Raw genomic sequence first — 16,798 nt, 5'->3', positions numbered from 1 at the left:
CTGCTCCGATCTGTTCACTTTCACCTCGTTGCGGGAACGCTTTTAAATTCCCGACTCGAATAGCCGTTGATGGAACTCGACAACCATGCCGAGGATCTCGCCTCCGATCTCGGTATTGACAAAGAGGAGGTCAAAGCCGACCTGCAGAATCTCGTGGAGTACAGCGTTCCCGTCGACGAAGCCAAACAGAGCCTTCGCCGGAAGTACGGCGACGGGAGCAGCGGCGGCGGTGGAACGCCGTCCGCCAAGGATATCGGCGAGATCATGCCCGACGATAGCAACGTCACCGTCACGGGCGTCGTTCTGACGACCGGCAAGCGATCGATCCGCTACCAGGGCGACGATCACGTCATCGTCGAGGGGCGACTCGCCGACGAAACCGGCGTCATCGACTACACCGCCTGGGAAGATTTCGGACTCTCGCCCGGCGACACGATCACCGCGGGCAACGCGGGCGTCCGCGAGTGGGACGGCAAGCCCGAACTCAACCTCGGCGAGAGCACGTCGCTCTCGTTCGAGTCGGACTCCCTTGAGGTTCCCTACGAGGCCGGCGGCGACGCCCAACTGGCGGATCTCCAGACCGGTGACCGTGCGGTCACCATCGAAGTCACCGTCGTCGAGTGCGAACGCCGGACGATCGACGGTCGCGACGGCGAAACCGAGATCTTGAGCGGCGTCCTGGGTGACGAGAGCGGCCGGTTGCCGTTTACGAACTGGGACCCGGCCCCGGAAATCGAGGAGGGCGGTACGGTCCGGATCGAGAACGCCTACGTCCAAGAGTTCCGCGGCGTCCCCGAAGTCAACGTCTCGGAGTTTTCGACCGTCACCGCTCTCGAGCGCGAGATCGACGTCGGGGCCGACGCCACGACCATGACCCTCGGCGAGGCCGTCGCGACCGGCGGGATCTACGACCTCGAGGTCGTCGGAAACCTGATCGCGGTTCGCGACGGCTCCGGACTCATTCAGCGCTGTCCGGAGTGTTACCGCGTCATTCAGAAGGGGCAGTGTCGAACGCACGGCGACGTCGACGGGATCGACGACCTTCGCGTGAAGGCGATTCTCGACGACGGCACCGGGAGCGTCACCGTCGTCTTGGACGACGAACTCACCGAGGAGGTCTACGACGGCACGCTCGAGGACGCCCTCGAGCAAGCCCGCGAGGCCATGGACCAGGAGGTCGTCGCCGACACGATCCGCGAGCACGTCGTCGGTCGCGAGTACCGCGTTCGCGGCCACCTCTCGGTCGACGAGTACGGCGCGAACCTCGATGCCGAATCCTTCGAGGAGAGCGATGACGACCCCGAAACGAGGGCGAGTGCGTTCCTTGATTCGGTCGCGGATCTCGAGGAGGTGCGGTCATGAGCGCCAACGGGAACGACGACGGCGAGGAGATTCCCGGCCGCGAAATCGCCTACCGGCTCTTTGCCGCCGAGTACGACGATGCCTCCATGTCCTACGCCGAAAGCGACGAGGAACGCGCGCCCAACTACGTCATCTCGCCGACCGGTGCGCGGCTCAACCGCCTGTTCGCCGTCGGGACCCTCACCGAAGTGACGTCGGTCAACGAGGAGATGGTCCGGGCCCGAATCGTCGACCCGACGGGCGCGTTCGTCGTCTACGCCGGGCAATACCAGCCCGACGCACTGGCCACCCTGGAGCAACTTGAGGCACCCGCATTCGTCGCGGTAACGGGCAAGGCCCGAACGTTTCAGCCGGACGACTCGGACCAGGTCTACACCTCGATCCGACCTGAAAGCATCGCGACGGTTGACGCAGACACCCGCGACCGCTGGGTCGTCAGCGCGGCCGAACAGACCCTCGATCGCGTCAGTACGTACGCCGCAGCCGCCGATCTCGGAGTCGGCGGCGACGCCCTGACCGATGCGCTACGCGAGGCGGGGATCGAGTCCGGCCTCGCGGCGGGGATCCCGCTCGCACAGGACCACTACGGAACGACGCCCGCCTATCTCGCGGCCCTGCGTGAGTGCGCCCTCGAGGCCGTCGAGGTCGTCGCGGGCGAGCGCGACCAGGTGAGCGGGCTCTCGCTTCAACCCGGCGGCTCGAGCCCCGAGTACGAGTCCGCGACGTTCGAATCGCTCGCGGACTTCGGGGACGTCGATCTCGATGCCCTCGAGTCCGTCGCCGATCCCGCAGAAGTGGCTGAGACCACGGCCGACTCGCAACCGACGGAAGCGGTCGCACCAGCGGCCGGCGGGAGCGAGACGGAATCGGGAGCGGACGTCGATGCCGGCGCTGAGTCGATTACCACCGGTTCGGCCGCCGGGACGGCGACGGGGACGGATCGTAACGATGCGTCCGACGCCGAATCCGAAGCCGCGTCCGACGTTTCGCTCGATGCCGACTCGAGTCCGGCGGCGGACGCCGCCGTCGAGAGCGGCGACGAGACGGACGAGACGGGTGCGTCCGAACCCGAAACCGGGCCGGAAGACGCCGTCGCAGGCGACGGCAACGACTCCGAAATCGACGAGCCGACCGCGGAGTTCGACGAGGAGACGGACGTCGAGGACACCTCCGCCGACGAAACTGACGACGATGCCGACGGCGAGGAGGAACTCGACGATTTCGACCCCGACGAGGGCGGGATGTACGAGATGGACGACGACGAGCGCGAACAGCTCGAGGAGGAGTTCGGCGCCGAGTTCACGACCGGCAGCGAAGTCGATGAGCCGGGCGAAGCCGATATCGACGTGCCGGAGCCGGAAACCGAACCCGAAGCCGACGATTCCGAAGCACCGGCCGATTCGACTGCCGAGGACGCGTCGCCCGATGATGGTGAGACGGCCGGGGACGACGATCTCGGTGCTCCGCCGGAGTCGGGTCTCGAAGCCGAGTCGGAGGCGGAGTCCGAATCGGACGACGAGTCCGATACCGACGCGGACGAAGAACCCGCCGAAGACGTCGATCTGGAGGAGTACGTCGTCGAGACGATGGCAGATCTCGACGACGGCGACGGTGCCGATCGGACGGAACTCGTCGAGACGGTCGCCGCGGATACCGGCGCGTCCGAGGACGATGTCGAAGACGCCATTCAGGACGCGCTCATGGGCGGTCAGTGTTACGAGCCGAACGACGAGACGCTGAAACCGATCTAGGTTCGGCGATGTCCGACGAGTCCCGCCGCCGCGCCGTGGCACGCCTCGAGCCCGTTCCCGGCGAACCGGCCGCGACTGCGACGGTCGGGAGCGAGCGCGCCCTGCTCGTCGCGGACTACCACGCCGGCTACGAGGCCGGTCTGCGGTACGAACGCGGCGTCGACGTGCCGAGTCGCGCCCCCGAGCGACGGGAGCGACTGCTCGCGCTCCTCGAGCGAACGAGCCCCGACCGACTCGTCGTTCTCGGCGACCTCATGCACTCGATCGGCGATCCCGGCGGTGCCGAACGCGGCGAACTCGAGGTGCTGTTCGAATCGTTTGCACCGACGCTGGACGTGACGGTTGTCAAGGGAAACCACGACGGGTTGATCGAGACCTGGCTCGCCGACGATTCCGGGACCGGGGACGACCTCGAGACCGGATCCGTGACGATCGTTCCCGGCGACGGAATCGCGCTCGGAGACGGTGATATCGGCGTCTGTCACGGCCACACCTGGCCTGCGACGGCCGCGCTCGAGTGCGACGTGCTCTGTTTCGGGCACGAACATCCCTGCGTCCGACTCGAGGACGAAGTCGGCGGGAGTCGCGTCGAACGGGCGTGGCTGCGCGGCCGACTCGATCCGACGCCGTTTCGTGACCGATCCGAATACGAGGGCCTTTCGTGGCTCGAGGGTGGGGACGAGGGTCCCCCGCGGGCCGTCGTGATGCCGGCGTTCAACGACCTCGTCGGCGGGACGTGGGTGAACGTTCCGAACCAGTCGTTTCTCTCTCCGTTCTTGCCCGCGGGGCTCGCCGCCGGCGAGGCCTACCTGCTGGACGGGACGCGACTCGGGCCGTACCGGTCAGTTTGAGAGACCGTATTCGCTCCTCGTTTCGATCAGAATACATATCCCGAACCTGTCCGTAGAGTAATCACATGAACATTCCGCGAAACGTCGGTGGTCTCGACCGGACCGTCAGAGGCGTCCTCGGCATCTGGCTCGTCGTCGTCGGCATCGCGGCGTTGCTCGATCGGCAACGCATCAAAGCGTTCACCGCGATCGTCGCCGGGATCGGGTTGCTGTTCAACTGGGCGACGCAGTTCTGTGGCTGTAACGCCCTGTTCGGTATCGATACGACCTCGAGCGAGACCGCTACGTCCGGCGAGTCCGCGAACTGACGCGGTTCCCGTCACTCCCGGCGGACCGTCTTCGACTCGATCCGATCGCCGTCGCGCCACTGGTAATAGGTGTAGGCCGTCCCGGCGATCTCTTTGGTCGTGACGCTCGCTCGCTCCGGAACGTCCTCCGGATACTCGCCGTCGATACCGTCACGGTCGCTCTCCCCGCCGTCCGCATCGCTGTCGGCGGCCGAATCCGGTCGCTCGTCGGCTTCGCCCTCTTTCCACGCCGCGAGCGCCTCGAGGTAGGTCCCGATGGCGCGGAGTTGGTCGGCGTCTCGATCTGCGAGCGGTGCCAGTTCCTCGAGAGCGTCCTGGTCGAGTGCGGTCGGTGGCGCGGGTCGGTCACGTGTCGTCATCAGGTGTGAATTGAAGGATGTGAGCCGACGATAAACCTTCCGTCGACCCGTGATTTCGAGCCGACGATATAGAACACCCGAAACCCTGCGTACACATTCAGGCACACCGAGTGCTGTGGACTCAGCACACAGCGGGATGAGGAGTACGTCGTTGTGAACTGATTGGTGACGTCGGTGGTGAGATGGATCCCGTAACTGGACGCTTCGAGCGTCGACGGCGGAGGCGGCATCGAAGCCGTTTTCGAACGGTGTGTACTCCGACGTGTTCGCCGCCTGGCGAGTGTTCGATCGAGCTACGTCGGATCGCAAACGACGATCTCTCCGTCACTATAAACGGTGATCCGCAGTCCCTCATACGAGAACGTCACCTCGAGGTCGTCGCCTCTCGTGACGAGCGTATCGAGCGCATCAGCCGAAATCGCTCCGTATAACGGCGAAAGTTCCAGCGGATCGGCATCTCGAACAGTGGCGACCGCATCGATTATCGCCATCGTCATCGATTCTCCGTCCGCGTACTCGAAGCGCTGTCCGGTTGTACCGTGGACCATAGCACGATAGTAGCCGCGGCGGTACCTTTTCTAATACTATCATAGACCTCGAGGGAGTGGAAATCGGGAGTACACCGGTGGAAAGACTGAATGACAACAGTTGACGCCTCTCGCGCGTGATTCCGAGCGTGAGACGTGACTGCGAACGCTGTGGAGACAGTTCTGTTTCGTCCGAGGGTACGCTATTCAGTGGGTAAAGGTCGCGAACTGGATGCGAGCCAGAGCGCGCTAAAGCACGTACAATCCCGTCTAGATCGGCGCACCCGTCTGGTAAGCAGGGATTAGGATGCGGTTGCGATTTCCGAACGACGTTCCGTTGCGCATTCGACCGCGATGTCGCGGAATCTGTTCACGGGATGATCCTTTCGCGCACTAAAGACAGATCGCGTCGAGCGGCTAGGCGAAACGAGCGGCGAGAGCGAGCAGTCGCAGCGAACGCCTCAGAACGTTTCGAGGTACCGATCGAGTTCCCAGTCGGAGACGTCGACGAGGTACTCTTCGAACTCCCGTGCTTTGGCTTCGACGAACTTCGGACCGATGTGGTCGCCGAGTGCGTTGTAGACGACTTCGTCCTCCTCGAGCGCGTCTATGGCCTCGCCGAGGTTGGACGGCAGGGTCTCGATGCCGTACTCCTCGCGCTTGGCTTCGTCGAACTCATAGATGTTCTCCCGAACCGGGTCGGGGGCCTCGAGATCCCGCTCGACGCCGTCGAGTCCGGCGTGGATCATGGCCGCAAAGGCGAGGTACGGATTACAGGACGGGTCGGGCGAGCGCAGTTCGACGCGCGAGGCGGCCGGCACGCGGGCCGCGGGTTTGCGGACGAGCGCCGAGCGGTTGCGGTCGGACCAGGCGACGTAGACCGGGGCCTCGTAGCCCGGGACGAGACGCTTGTAGCTGTTGACCGTCGGGTTCGCGACGGCCGTAATCGCGGGTGCGTGCTCTAGGATGCCGGCAAGGAACGAGTGTGCCGTCTCGCTCAGGTTGAACTCGTCGTCCTCGTCGTGGAAGGCGTTCTCGCCGTCCTCGGTCATCAGCGACATGTGCGTGTGCATCCCCGAGCCGTTGATCTTCGGGATCGGCTTCGGCATGAACGTCGCGTGGAGTCCGTGTTGTGCGGCGATCGCCCGAACGACGGTACGGAACGTTCCGACGTTGTCGGCGGTCGCGAGCGCGTCGTCGTACTCGAAGTTGATCTCGTACTGGCCGCGAGCGACCTCGTGGTGACTGGCTTCGATCTCGAATCCCATACCCTCGAGGCCGTAGATGATGTCACGGCGGACGTCGCTGGCGAGATCTTTGGGTGCGAGATCGAAGTAGCCGCCGTAGTCGGCGGTGTCGGTCGTCGCACGACCGTCCTCATCCTCCTCGAACATGAAGAACTCCGGTTCGGGCGCGAAGTTGACATCGTACCCCATCTCGTGGGCGCGCTCGAGCGCGGTCTTGAGCACGTACCGTGGATCGCCCTCGAAGGGTTCGCCGGTCGAAGTGTTGTATACGTCACAGATCATTCGGGCGGACGAACCCTCCTCGCGCTGTCTCCAGGGGAGGACGGCGAACGTCTCCGGATCGGGGACGAGGCGCATGTCCGACTCCTGAATGCGAACGAAGCCTTCGATCGAGGAGCCGTCGAAGTAGATCCCGTCGGAAAACGCCTTCTCGGCCTGTCGAGCCGGGACTGAGACGTTCTTCACCGTCCCCAGTATGTCGGTGAACTGCAGTCGAAGGAAGTCGATGTCCCCGTCTTCGATTTCGTTCAGTACGTCTTCTTCCGCGGTCGTCAGGTTTCCGCTTGTCATCTTATATTCGAGTAATCCATCGGATTCCACTACTAAAGCTCTATTGTTGTGGGCGAATATGTCTACCTGGTGAAAAAATTGGACGTATGGGATTTAATATAGGGTGTATGAGGAACGAGGGCTGACAACGACTGGAAAACGACGACAAAATTGGATGATCTCACAGGGACGGCTCGAGACCGTCACGAGAGGTGCTGTAGAGGCCGCTCCGGTGAACAGGGGGTCGAGCGCGTTATCGCCGTCTGTCCGCGGTCGAACTGGAGTCGGCTACCGCCGTCGCACTCGAGACTCCAACGCTGATGCTCGCACGCCAGACGCGCATCGTGGTTCGAAGCGTCCGTTGCCACGCAACCGGTATCGTCCGTTCGCGGTCGTTCCCGTCCGGGAGCGGGCGTTTCGTGATCGTCGTCTCACAGACGGGACAGACGTACTCGACGTGGCGATCCTGTACTCGACGATTCCAGTCGTCGTCCACCGGGCTCTCGTGGCCACAGCCCCAGCAGAACAGGGTCGATTTCCGACGCACTGGCGAACGCTCGTCGTGGGCGGGTGGAGGGCGGGTCATTAGCCGTTCGCAAGGAGGCGGAATATAAAGCCTCGGCTATACTTGTGTTCAGTCCGATCACATATACGGCGTATTACGGACGAAACGGCGGTGTCTTCGCCGCCGAAAACCGGTGCGATACCGGCTGCGACGGATCTTTAGGCAGTACCCATCGATCGCTCCGTCCTCCGATCGGCCGTCACGTTTTAGGTCAATTCACTCGAGTAAATCGACGTGCAGTCCGTTCATCGACCGTGATTTTCCCCTCGGGTGCTCGAAATGGAGTCGATGGGACCGGTGCGAGGAATCGTTCCCGGCGACTGGAATTTCCGTCGGATGGTGACGACGGGGTTTCCAGGGCGGCTGACCTCGTGGCCGGTCTGGTTTCTCGAGACGCATCGACGAGGAGTACGAGGCGGTCGCCCGCCGCGCGGAAACTGATTATCGAGTACTCGGACCTCGTTGTGCGGCGCGAGGGCCTCGACGAGGTGACTGCCGATAAAGCCCGCGCCACCGGTCACGAGCACCGTCCTGTCACGAAGCGCTGGCGGGTCCATTACTCGCTTTCCCACCCCCTCTCCGTTTAGTATAGCATTCGTACCCCGCCGTATCTCCCGCCTACGTGAGGCAGCACTGGATTACCGCTCCGACTCGATCGATGCGTTCGCGAGACGGCGTCGGCTCGATCCGACAGATCGACTCGAGCCGGTCGCTTCCGGTCTGACCGCCCAACAGAAGCTATATGCCCGCCCCTCGGCAATTTCCGGCAATGTCAGTCGCCCTCGTCGTGCGTAACTGTACCGTCGTCACCCCTGCCGGGCGGACGCCCGATGCAGGCGTCGCTGTCGAGGACGGTGAGATCGTCGCCGTCGGCCGAAGTGATCGTCTCCCCGATGCGGATCGCGTCGTCGACGGCGAGGGGAACGTGCTCGTTCCCGGCATCGTCGACGCCCACATCCACAACCGCGAACCCGGCCTCGAGTACAAGGAAGACTGGGAGTCCGCGACTCGGGCGGCCGCCGCCGGCGGCGTGACGACCGTCGTCGGGATGCCCAACACGGACCCGGTCATCGACCGCCCCGAACACCTCGAACTCAAGTTCGACCGCGGCGAGGCGTCGGCTCACGTCGACTTCCAGAGCTACGTCGTCGTCACCTCCGAAAACCTCGACCTCATCCCTGCACTCGACGAGGCCGGCGCGCTCGGCTACAAGATCTTCCTCGGCTCGACGGTGGGGGACGTCCCGCCGCCGAACGACGGCGAGATCCTCGAGGCGATGAAGGCGATCCGCGAGACCGGCAAGCGACTGGGCTTCCACGAGGAAAACGGCGAGATCATCGACTACTACACGGAGAAATTCAAGGCGGAGGGGCGAAACGACCCGATCGACCACTCCCACTCGCGGCCCGTGATCGCCGAGCGGGAGGCCGTCGAGCGGATGATCACCTTCGCCGAGAAAACCGACGCGAAGATCCACATGTTCCACGTCTCCTCCGGCTCTGCGGCGGAAGCCGTCGCCCGCGGAAAAGACCGGGGAGTGGACGTGACCGCCGAGACGACGCCCCACTACCTCTGGTTTACCGAGGAGGTGATGCGCGAGAAGGGGAATCCGGCGCGGATACAGCCGCCGATCCGCACTGCCGAGGAGCGCGAGAAGCTCTGGGCGGTCGGTATCGACGACGGCGCGATCGACTCCATCGCGACCGACCACGCGCCACACACGCCGGCCGAGAAGAAAGTCGACGAGCCGTTCGGGAACACGTGGGAGGCGATTTCGGGATTCGTCGGCCTCGAGACCGAGGTTCCGGCGATGCTCACGTTCGTCGATCACGGACGGCTCACGCTCGAGGAGTGGGTCCGCCGCCATTCGGTCCGCCCGGCGCAGATCTGGGGGATGTACCCGCAGAAGGGCTCGCTGCAGGTCGGCACCGACGCCGACTTCACCATCGTCGATCCCGACCGCGAGTGGACGCTCGAGGAGAGCGACGAACTGCACTCGAAGAACTGCGTGACGCCGTTCGTGGGAGAGTCCTTTACCGGGCGAGCGGTTGCGACCGTGGTTCGCGGGGAGGTCGTCTACGAGGACGGCGACGTGGTTGGCGAGGCGGGACACGGAACGCGTGTTGACGTCGCGTAGCCCGCCGCTCGAATCCTCTCGGACTGGGCCGACAGTCCCCCGTCGGAACGCCCGTTCCACGGTAATTTCGTCAGCGAATTTATAAATCCATTCTATTTTGGTTCGCTCAACGTTCCGATGGACGAATAAGTGGTCCATAGGAATACAAACCTCTCGATAGGGTACGACCATGCGAGACGAGAACGCTGTGGAGTCGAACCTGAACCGACGAACGCTTCTTCGCCGAGGTGCGGTCGCTACGACTGGCCTCGTCGCGCTCGGCGCGGGTGCCAGCGCGCAGAGCGACGAAACGGACGAACCGACCGTCATCACGGAGCGGACGACGATCACCGAACCGGGGGAGTACGTGCTCGGCGACGATCTGGAGGTCGACGACGAGTCCTGTCTCACGATTCGGGCGAGCGACGTCACGCTCGATGGACGGGGACACGAGATCGTTCGAACCGGTGACCGCGCCCTTCCGGACCCGGACCGTCCGGACCCGGACACGGCCGGTATCGGTACGGATGCTCCCGATTCAGAACCCCTCTCCGATATCACCGTGACGAACGTGACGGTCTCGAACTTCGGGGCCGGAATTCATTTCGACGACGTGCGGGACGGGTCTATCGGAGAAACGACGGTGCGGGAAAACAACGTCGGTATCTATCTCGAGAATTCGACCGCGATCACGGTCGCCGAAAGCACCGTGGATCGTACGGGGTGGCGCGGAATCGCACTGTTCGATTCGGACGACAACGTGGTTACCAAAAACACGAGCAATAACGGGGACCACGACCTCAGCCGCGGGCTCGAACTGCTGAATTCGAATCAGAACACGATCGAGAAAAATACGGCTTCGAACAATTTCACCGGTGTCGAACTCGGGAACTCGCACGGAAACAGACTCGAGGAAAACACCTTCCGCGACAACGAACACGAGAACGTCGTGCTGCGGGAATCGAATACCAACGCGATTCTCGAGAACACCGTCACAGGCGCCGGGTGGGTCGGAATCAGCGTGACGGGCACCGGCAACGAGTTCAAACGGAACGCGGTACGCGACACTCGAGGGTACGGTTTCATCGTTTCCGGAGCCGAGAACCTGGTCAGAGAGAACGAAATTACCGGTAGCGCCGCTGATGGACTCAATCTCGATGGCGAGCGCGGTCGCATCGAGGAAAACACGACTTCGGAGAACGACCTCGCCGGAATTCGGGTTAGCGGTAGCGAATACGCGCTGAACGAAAACGTCTCGACCCGTAACGGCGAAGCGGAGCTGTTCCTCGACGAGGAGTCGTCCAATACCACGGGAACGGGGAACCTCCTCTCCGACGACGAGTGCCCCTACTTCGTCGACGAAGGAACGAACAACGACGTCGAATACACAACGGAGTAATCGACCCGAACTGTTCCTCGACTCGACAGTCGTCGATGTGCCGTCGCGACCGCCGCCGCGGGAACGTCGGGATCTACGTCTCTCTCGGGTATGATCGTCTTCCGTTCGAATGGCCGGGAGACTGATGGCGGACGTCCGTCGTCTCTCCATCGACGATCGTTGAGCCTCGGTCAGTCGGTTCCCGTGATTATTCTCAGTCCGTGAAAGTCGCGATCGATTTATATTCACTGCCCGTTCGTCGGGCCTCGATGAGGACCGCTCGCCATGACCGAAACAGACGCCACGGCGGACAAGAGCGACGAATCGGACGGGACGGCCGAGACGAACAAGACCGAGCGGTTGCGGTCGGTGTTCCTCTCCGTCATCGACGCTGAGGCGGAACCGATGGTCGAATCCCAGCGGGAGGACTCCCACTCCTGGGAGATTCGCGAGGAACAGACCGACGAAGTCATCGGCCCAGCGGAGCACCACGGACTCGACGATGTGATCGACGACCCGAACCGGCCGACTGATCGCGAGGATACGCTCTCCGCTTATTCGAGGTCCGCACCCACCGTGTCTTCGACCGACGAGAACCCGTCCCGCTCGAGCAGCGTCACCAGCCCCTTATTAATCCGTTTCGCCGTCGAGGGTCCCTCGTAGACGAAACCGGTGTAGAGTTGTACGAGCGACGCGCCGGCGCGGATCTTCCGGTAGGCGCTGACCGGCGAGTCGACGCCGCCGACGCCGACGATCGGCAACTCGCCGTCGGTGTGCTCGGCGATCGTTCGAATGACTTCGGTCGATCGGCTCTCGACGGGTTTTCCGCTCAGGCCGCCCCACTCCTCCCGATTTGGCGACTCGAGGTCCTCGCGGCTCGTGGAGGTGTTCGTCGCGACGATGCCGTCGAGATCGAACTCCTGGACGATGTCGACGAGGTCAAGGATCGAGTCGTCGGGTTCGTCGGGGCCGATCTTGACGAGAATCGGCACGTCCGCGTCGTTCTCGGCTTCGAGGGTCTCGAAGATCGCGCGGAGGTGGTCCGGTGACCCCTCGTCGAACTCCTCCGGCGTGTTCGGACAGGACACGTTCACCACGACGTAGTCGGCGAACGGCGAGAGCCGATCGAAGACGCGGCGGTAGTCCTCGATCGCCTCTCCCTCGCTCGAGGAGTTCATCTTCCCGACGTTCACGCCGAGCGGGAAACCGGGCGTGCCGTCGGCCTCGAGACGCGCTTTGACCCGTTCCATCCCCTGGCCGTTGAATCCCATCCGGTTGACCATCGCCTCGTCTTCCAGCAGGCGGAACAGCCGAGGCCGATCGTTTCCCGACTGCGGATAGGGGGTCACGGTTCCGATCTCCACGAAGCCGAACCCGAGCGCCTCGAGCGCGTGAGTCACTTCGGCGTTCTTGTCGAAGCCGGCCGCAACGCCCACCGGGTTCGGAAACGTCGAATCGAACAGGTCGACCTCGAGCGCCGGATGCTCGTACTGATAGCCGGACGAAAGCGCCGTTCGCGTCGGCCACGTCGACTGGGCCGCCCGGAGCGTCCGCTTCCCGAGATCGTGGGCCGTCTCGGCGGGGAGTGTGAACGCGAGGGGGCGTATCCGAGAGTACAGCGTCATTTTCTAGGGATGAGGACGGCTTCCAAGTAAACGTCTCGAAGCCGTGATCGATCGGGCGTTTCGGCGGATCGCCATGATCGACGTTCCGGTTCGCTCTTCGAGTTCCTCGAGCGTCGCCTCCGCTACCGTACTTTCGGGGACGATCGTCGTTGTGACAGTTAGTGCTCGAGCGAACCGGTCAGAGGACGACGCTGATGACGGCAAAGAGGATGAGCACGCCGGTGATATCGCACACGTTCGTCACGACCGGGATCGTCGTATCGTCCGGATTGTAGCCCAGCCGATAGGACGTCGAGACGGCCACCAGACTAACGACGATGACGAACACGGCCAGGAGCGTCCCGCTAACCAGCGAGATCGTCAGCACTTCCACTAGGCTGAGCGTGCCGCCGAGCGCCCGTCCGATAGCCCACGCGGCGATTCCGACCAGCGCGAAGACGGTGATTCCGAGTCCGAGCACCGCACCGGAGTTCGATCGGACTTCCGGGTTGTCGAGCGCGAGCTCGAACGTGCCGAGATGCAGCTGCGTCGAAAGCCGAGAACACATAATCGATCCGAGATTGCCGGCCGTCCCGATCTGTACCGGGACCAAGATGAGAAGGGCCGGATTCGTCAGCAGGACCTGCTCGAACGCTTCGAGAACGGATCCCGATACCATCTGCAGGATAGAAAGCGCGGCCAAAAGCGGGACCATCGTCATCACCATCGATCTGATCTGCCAGTCCTCCTCGAGGGTGTCCGAACCGAGTCGATCGCCGGCGGAGTCGCCCGCCCCGCCCAACTCGTCGTAGAGATCGCCCAGCGAGTCACTCAGACCGGTCAGGTCGTCGCCCGCGTAGTCGTCGCTCATAGGACCAACCCCACCAGATAGATCGCGACGAGCAAGAAGGCGACGCCGAACACGTCGCCGAGCGTCGTGACGAGCGGCCCGACGATATTGTCCGGATCGAGCCCCCGCCGATAGCCGACGAAGACGACTGTGACGAGGGCGGAGAGCATGAGAATTGCCGACAGTAGGCCCGAAACGACCATAATGCCGATCAGTTGGAGCAGGTTTCCACCTCCAGCGCCGATCCAGAGAACGAGGAAGGCGACGATCGCAATGAACACGGAGACGACCATTCCGTTGATGAACGATGCGATGACGGCGTTGAAGAGGCGTCGATCGAGAGTAAATCGCGGTTCGATGATCCCCTGGTGAAGTCCGCTCGAGAGTCGTGCCCCGAGCGAGCCGTAGACGCCGCCCCGGGTCGCCAGGAACGCGGGCAAGAGAATGAGGATGCCGGGGACGCTTTCGATGCCATCGCGCATCGCTTCGCTTCCCAGTATCGTACCGGCAAACAGACCGGCGACGAGACTGACGATGATCACCGGAAGCGCTTGCCGATAGACGTCCCAGGCGGATTCCCGTTCATACATATCGGTGCCATTCTCGGTGTCTCTCAAAAAACCAATCGACAAGACGTCGATCGAATTTTCTCTTACAGTTTTCTCTCGATTTAACCCCCATCGGCGGAACTGCTACGGGTTCGCGGAGGCGATACTCGTCTTCGACGTCACTCGAGGTGAAACGATTCGACGGACCGTATCGCGTAGTACGCCGAGAGCACGCCGAGAAGGCCCGCGATGAGGGCCGTTACCGCCACCCCGGCGAGCCCGATTACGACCGTCGAGGTTCCGAGCAGCGACGCGAACGCATCGGCGACGAACGAACTGTGCCCGAGCAGTGCGGGGAGGGCGACGACGCCGAGCACCACGGAGTAGACCGTGAACGCGAGCAGGCTCGGGACGATCGCCTTTCGACTTCGGGAGACGCTGACGGCCTCGAACCGGGGGAACGCCGCCCCGATCCCGGTCGCGATCGGTCCGGCACAGAGCGACAGGACGAGCGCGCTCAGCGCCAGCGTCCCGACGGCGGTCACCGCGTGGGGACTCGAGAGACCGAGGACGACGGTCGCGACGACGGTCACCGGGGCCACGAGAAGCGTCCCGGCGACGGCGTGGCCGCTGACGAGCGTTCGCCCGGGCACTGCACCCAGAAGCGTCGTCGGGAGAACGGCCCCTTCGTTGCCGACGACGTTGAGCGTAAACAGCGATCCGGTGATCCACGCGCCACAGAAGGCGATCACCAGCGGGAACGAACTGCCCACGGTTCCGGTCTGTACGACCGTCGTGATCGGGAACACCAGCACGCTAAGCGGGTAGAGGACGAACGACAGCGAAACCGGCGATCGGCGGGCTCGTTTCCAGTCCGCGACCACGACGCCGACCACCGGCTGCGGGAGAACTCTCGAGAGCCGGGGCTCGCCCGCCGACGACGTCGCCGCCGCCTCGTGCTCGATGTGGACGCCGTCTGCGTACCAGAGCCACTCGGCGAGTCGCGGGAGGAGAACCCCGCTCGCGACGATGAACGCGGCACTCGAGAGCGCAACCCCGATCCCCCGACCGATCGACGCCTCGCCGTCGGTCCCGAGCAGGACCAGATCGCCGTACCAGCCGATCGGCGTCGGCTCGAGTACCCGGAACAGCGGATCGAGTACGCTGGCGAAGTTCTGCGTGATGAGGACCCAGAAGTACCCGACTCCGAGCGCGACGAACAGGACGGTCCGGAGTCGCGTCAGCAGCTTTGATCGGACGCCGGTGTTCCTGACGAACAGGGCTCCCACGAACCCCGTCGTCAGTGCCGTTATCACCGCCGTACAGGCGGCGAGGAACGCGAGCGGAGCGAGCACCACTGATCCTGCCCCCGCAGCGAACGCGAGCGCTGCGGCGCTGCCCGCCAGAACCGCGATCCCACCCCATAGGACGAATTCGGCGAACATGAGTCCGCCCAGTAGCTCGCGGTGGGAAACGGTCGTCAGGAGGCCGTCGAGACGGTCCGGTCGAAGCGCCGTCGAGTACGCGCGAAAGCCGCCAAAGCCCGCGGTGAACAGCCACAGGTAGATGAGCCCCATCCGGACCCACTCGAGCGGCGTTTCGATGTCGCCCGCGGCGATCCCCGCTCCGAAAAAGTAGAGGCCGGCGAGCCCCGCCAGCGAGAACGGAACGAAGAGGAGGCCGCTCAACGCGATCGCGACCAGCTGGGCCGTGTTCTCCTCCAGCACTCGCCACCGTCGCCGGAGTTCGACGCGGCCGATCGTAGCGATGTGGATCCACTGGCTCATTGCCACTCCGTCGGCGCGGCGTGGTCGGTCGTAACGGTGAGGAAGACGTCCTCGAGCGTCGAGCCGGCCTCGGCTCCGCTCTCGACCTGCCTGGTCAGCTCGTCCGGCGCGCCTTCGGTGACGATCCGGCCGTTGTACAGCACGCCGACGACGTCGGCGAGCTCCTCGACGACGGGCAGGATGTGCGTCGACAGAAAGATCGTATGTCCTTCGGCGGCTAACTCCGCGATGGCGTCCATGACCGTCCGCGCAGCCCGCGGGTCGAGTCCGCTCGTGGGCTCGTCGAGAAAGACGACGTCGGGTTCGTGCAACAGCGCCTGAATGAGGCCGACCTTCTGGCGCATTCCCTTCGAGTAGTCGTCGACCCGCTTGTTCGCGTCGGACTCCAGCCCGAAGCGCTCGAGCCACACGTCGATCCGCCGACTCGCCTCCTCGGCGGGGATGTCGCGGAGCCGCGCGAAGTACTCGAGTTGCTCGCGACCGGTGAGTTCGTCGAAGAGCGGTGGCTCTTCGGGGAGATATCCGATCGAGGAGCGGACGGCGTCTCGATCGCTCACGGACCGTCCCATGATCCTCGCGTCGCCCGACGTCGGCCTGGTGAGCGTCGTCAGCATCCGCATCGTCGTCGTCTTCCCCGCGCCGTTCGGGCCGAGGAAGCCGTAGACCGTCCCGCGTTCGACGGCGAGATCGACGCCGTTGACGGCGGTCGTGGTACCGAACCGCTTCGTCAGACCCTTCGCCTCGATCGCGAGTGGAGTGGAGGACATCGTATTGTGTCGTATCTTTTTGATTGGAGACTATTCAATACTTGAGTTTTGACGATTCCGAAGGTACCGTACACAGCGGGTCCGAACAGCGGACTCGAGTGTCTCTCGGTGAGGACCGCCCACCGTACTGAAACGTGATCTGTACCGTTGCGATCGGCCGTTCCGCCGAAGCGTCGCGCTGGAATTCCGGTGTGACGAGAGCCGACCGGAATCGTCGCGATCACCTCGA

Annotated in this window: 15 protein-coding genes and 2 pseudogenes; 7 read left to right on the top strand and 10 right to left on the bottom strand. The window is 63.8% G+C overall.

The genetic code is table 11. The features are described from left to right. The first annotated feature begins 69 nt into the window (after nt 1-69). The 4 genes from DWB23_RS22465 to DWB23_RS22450 all read left to right on the top strand — a co-directional run bounded on the left by DWB23_RS22465 (nt 70) and on the right by DWB23_RS22450 (nt 4,272). Entirely contained in the window at nt 70-1,362 is a 1,293-nt protein-coding gene (locus tag DWB23_RS22465; RefSeq protein WP_121745006.1) for a Single-stranded DNA binding protein, read from the top strand. Next, nucleotides 1,359-3,113, top strand: coding sequence for a hypothetical protein (locus DWB23_RS22460; protein ID WP_121745005.1), 1,755 nt, complete (start codon nt 1,359-1,361; stop codon nt 3,111-3,113). The genes DWB23_RS22465 and DWB23_RS22460 overlap by 4 nt, the downstream gene beginning before the upstream one ends. Nucleotides 3,114-3,121: 8 nt before the next feature. Then, on the top strand, nt 3,122-3,964 hold the full coding sequence (locus DWB23_RS22455; protein WP_121745004.1) for a metallophosphoesterase: 843 nt from the start codon (nt 3,122-3,124) through the stop codon (nt 3,962-3,964). Between the two features lie 65 nt (nt 3,965-4,029). Beyond that, nucleotides 4,030-4,272, top strand: coding sequence for a YgaP family membrane protein (locus DWB23_RS22450; RefSeq protein WP_394341768.1), 243 nt, complete (start codon nt 4,030-4,032; stop codon nt 4,270-4,272). Between the two features lie 11 nt (nt 4,273-4,283). Here the strand turns inward: DWB23_RS22450 and DWB23_RS22445 are convergent, their stop codons facing one another. The 5 genes and pseudogenes from DWB23_RS22445 to DWB23_RS22425 form a co-directional block, all read right to left on the bottom strand. Further along, nucleotides 4,284-4,631 (bottom strand): hypothetical protein, encoded by a 348-nt coding sequence (locus DWB23_RS22445; RefSeq protein WP_121745003.1) that lies wholly within the window; start codon nt 4,629-4,631, stop codon nt 4,284-4,286. 293 nt (nt 4,632-4,924) lie between these two features. Further along, entirely contained in the window at nt 4,925-5,179 is a 255-nt protein-coding gene (locus tag DWB23_RS22440) for a HalOD1 output domain-containing protein (protein ID WP_121745002.1), read from the bottom strand. A gap of 440 nt (nt 5,180-5,619) precedes the next feature. Further along, nucleotides 5,620-6,975 carry a type I glutamate--ammonia ligase gene (gene glnA / locus DWB23_RS22435; RefSeq protein ID WP_121745001.1) on the bottom strand — a complete coding sequence of 452 codons (1,356 nt, stop codon included), beginning with the start codon at nt 6,973-6,975 and terminating at the stop codon, nt 5,620-5,622. A 232-nt stretch (nt 6,976-7,207) separates the two neighbouring features. Next, a complete protein-coding gene (locus DWB23_RS22430; protein WP_121745000.1) occupies nt 7,208-7,540 on the bottom strand; it encodes a hypothetical protein in 333 nt (110 codons plus the stop codon). Nucleotides 7,541-7,938: 398 nt separating this feature from the next. Then, a pseudogene (locus DWB23_RS22425) lies at nt 7,939-8,076 on the bottom strand (NAD-dependent epimerase/dehydratase family protein); the annotation flags it as partial. A 212-nt stretch (nt 8,077-8,288) separates the two neighbouring features. On the opposite strand from DWB23_RS22425, the gene allB reads away from it, so the two are divergent. From allB to DWB23_RS22410, 3 genes and pseudogenes are all read left to right on the top strand, one after another. Then, nucleotides 8,289-9,656 carry an allantoinase AllB gene (gene allB, locus DWB23_RS22420; RefSeq protein ID WP_121744999.1) on the top strand — a complete coding sequence of 456 codons (1,368 nt, stop codon included), beginning with the start codon at nt 8,289-8,291 and terminating at the stop codon, nt 9,654-9,656. Nucleotides 9,657-9,825: 169 nt separating this feature from the next. Further along, nucleotides 9,826-11,034 carry a NosD domain-containing protein gene (locus tag DWB23_RS22415; RefSeq protein WP_121744998.1) on the top strand — a complete coding sequence of 403 codons (1,209 nt, stop codon included), beginning with the start codon at nt 9,826-9,828 and terminating at the stop codon, nt 11,032-11,034. Between the two features lie 264 nt (nt 11,035-11,298). Next, a pseudogene (locus DWB23_RS22410) lies at nt 11,299-11,532 on the top strand (hypothetical protein); the annotation flags it as partial. 35 nt (nt 11,533-11,567) lie between these two features. On the opposite strand, the gene DWB23_RS22405 reads toward DWB23_RS22410, so the two are convergent. The 5 genes from DWB23_RS22405 to DWB23_RS22385 all read right to left on the bottom strand — a co-directional run bounded on the left by DWB23_RS22405 (nt 11,568) and on the right by DWB23_RS22385 (nt 16,569). Beyond that, on the bottom strand, nt 11,568-12,638 hold the full coding sequence (locus DWB23_RS22405) for a quinone-dependent dihydroorotate dehydrogenase (RefSeq protein WP_121744997.1): 1,071 nt from the start codon (nt 12,636-12,638) through the stop codon (nt 11,568-11,570). Nucleotides 12,639-12,816: 178 nt separating this feature from the next. Further along, the gene (locus DWB23_RS22400; protein WP_238717562.1) at nt 12,817-13,344 is read right to left on the bottom strand and encodes a magnesium transporter; all 528 of its coding nucleotides are present in this window, start codon (nt 13,342-13,344) and stop codon (nt 12,817-12,819) included. A gap of 140 nt (nt 13,345-13,484) precedes the next feature. Further along, nucleotides 13,485-14,057: a magnesium transporter gene (locus DWB23_RS22395; protein WP_121744995.1), complete on the bottom strand. Its 573-nt coding sequence runs from the start codon at nt 14,055-14,057 to the stop codon at nt 13,485-13,487. Between the two features lie 137 nt (nt 14,058-14,194). After that, nucleotides 14,195-15,802: a hypothetical protein gene (locus tag DWB23_RS22390; RefSeq protein WP_121744994.1), complete on the bottom strand. Its 1,608-nt coding sequence runs from the start codon at nt 15,800-15,802 to the stop codon at nt 14,195-14,197. Then, a complete protein-coding gene (locus DWB23_RS22385) occupies nt 15,799-16,569 on the bottom strand; it encodes an ABC transporter ATP-binding protein (protein WP_121744993.1) in 771 nt (256 codons plus the stop codon). The genes DWB23_RS22390 and DWB23_RS22385 overlap by 4 nt, the downstream gene beginning before the upstream one ends. Nucleotides 16,570-16,798: the final 229 nt, after the last annotated feature.

Origin of the sequence: Natronorubrum halophilum (assembly GCF_003670115.1) — an archaeon.
Taxonomy (GTDB): domain Archaea; phylum Halobacteriota; class Halobacteria; order Halobacteriales; family Natrialbaceae; genus Natronorubrum; species Natronorubrum halophilum.
The sequence above is the reverse complement of the archived record's forward strand: the minus strand, read 5'-3'. Positions and strand labels throughout refer to the sequence as shown.

What these genes read in the sequence shown, in the direction of transcription:
- DWB23_RS22465 (WP_121745006.1), top strand. Translation starts at nt 70, where the DNA reads ATGGAACTCGACAACCATGCCGAGGATCTCGCCTCCGATCTCGGTATT.
- DWB23_RS22460 (WP_121745005.1), top strand. Translation starts at nt 1,359, where the DNA reads ATGAGCGCCAACGGGAACGACGACGGCGAGGAGATTCCCGGCCGCGAA.
- DWB23_RS22455 (WP_121745004.1), top strand. Translation starts at nt 3,122, where the DNA reads ATGTCCGACGAGTCCCGCCGCCGCGCCGTGGCACGCCTCGAGCCCGTT.
- DWB23_RS22450 (WP_394341768.1), top strand. Translation starts at nt 4,030, where the DNA reads ATGAACATTCCGCGAAACGTCGGTGGTCTCGACCGGACCGTCAGAGGC.
- DWB23_RS22445 (WP_121745003.1), bottom strand. Translation starts at nt 4,631, where the DNA reads ATGACGACACGTGACCGACCCGCGCCACCGACCGCACTCGACCAGGAC.
- DWB23_RS22440 (WP_121745002.1), bottom strand. Translation starts at nt 5,179, where the DNA reads ATGGTCCACGGTACAACCGGACAGCGCTTCGAGTACGCGGACGGAGAA.
- glnA (WP_121745001.1), bottom strand. Translation starts at nt 6,975, where the DNA reads ATGACAAGCGGAAACCTGACGACCGCGGAAGAAGACGTACTGAACGAA.
- DWB23_RS22430 (WP_121745000.1), bottom strand. Translation starts at nt 7,540, where the DNA reads ATGACCCGCCCTCCACCCGCCCACGACGAGCGTTCGCCAGTGCGTCGG.
- allB (WP_121744999.1), top strand. Translation starts at nt 8,289, where the DNA reads ATGTCAGTCGCCCTCGTCGTGCGTAACTGTACCGTCGTCACCCCTGCC.
- DWB23_RS22415 (WP_121744998.1), top strand. Translation starts at nt 9,826, where the DNA reads ATGCGAGACGAGAACGCTGTGGAGTCGAACCTGAACCGACGAACGCTT.
- DWB23_RS22405 (WP_121744997.1), bottom strand. Translation starts at nt 12,638, where the DNA reads ATGACGCTGTACTCTCGGATACGCCCCCTCGCGTTCACACTCCCCGCC.
- DWB23_RS22400 (WP_238717562.1), bottom strand. Translation starts at nt 13,344, where the DNA reads ATGGTGATGACGATGGTCCCGCTTTTGGCCGCGCTTTCTATCCTGCAG.
- DWB23_RS22395 (WP_121744995.1), bottom strand. Translation starts at nt 14,057, where the DNA reads ATGTATGAACGGGAATCCGCCTGGGACGTCTATCGGCAAGCGCTTCCG.
- DWB23_RS22390 (WP_121744994.1), bottom strand. Translation starts at nt 15,802, where the DNA reads ATGAGCCAGTGGATCCACATCGCTACGATCGGCCGCGTCGAACTCCGG.
- DWB23_RS22385 (WP_121744993.1), bottom strand. Translation starts at nt 16,569, where the DNA reads ATGTCCTCCACTCCACTCGCGATCGAGGCGAAGGGTCTGACGAAGCGG.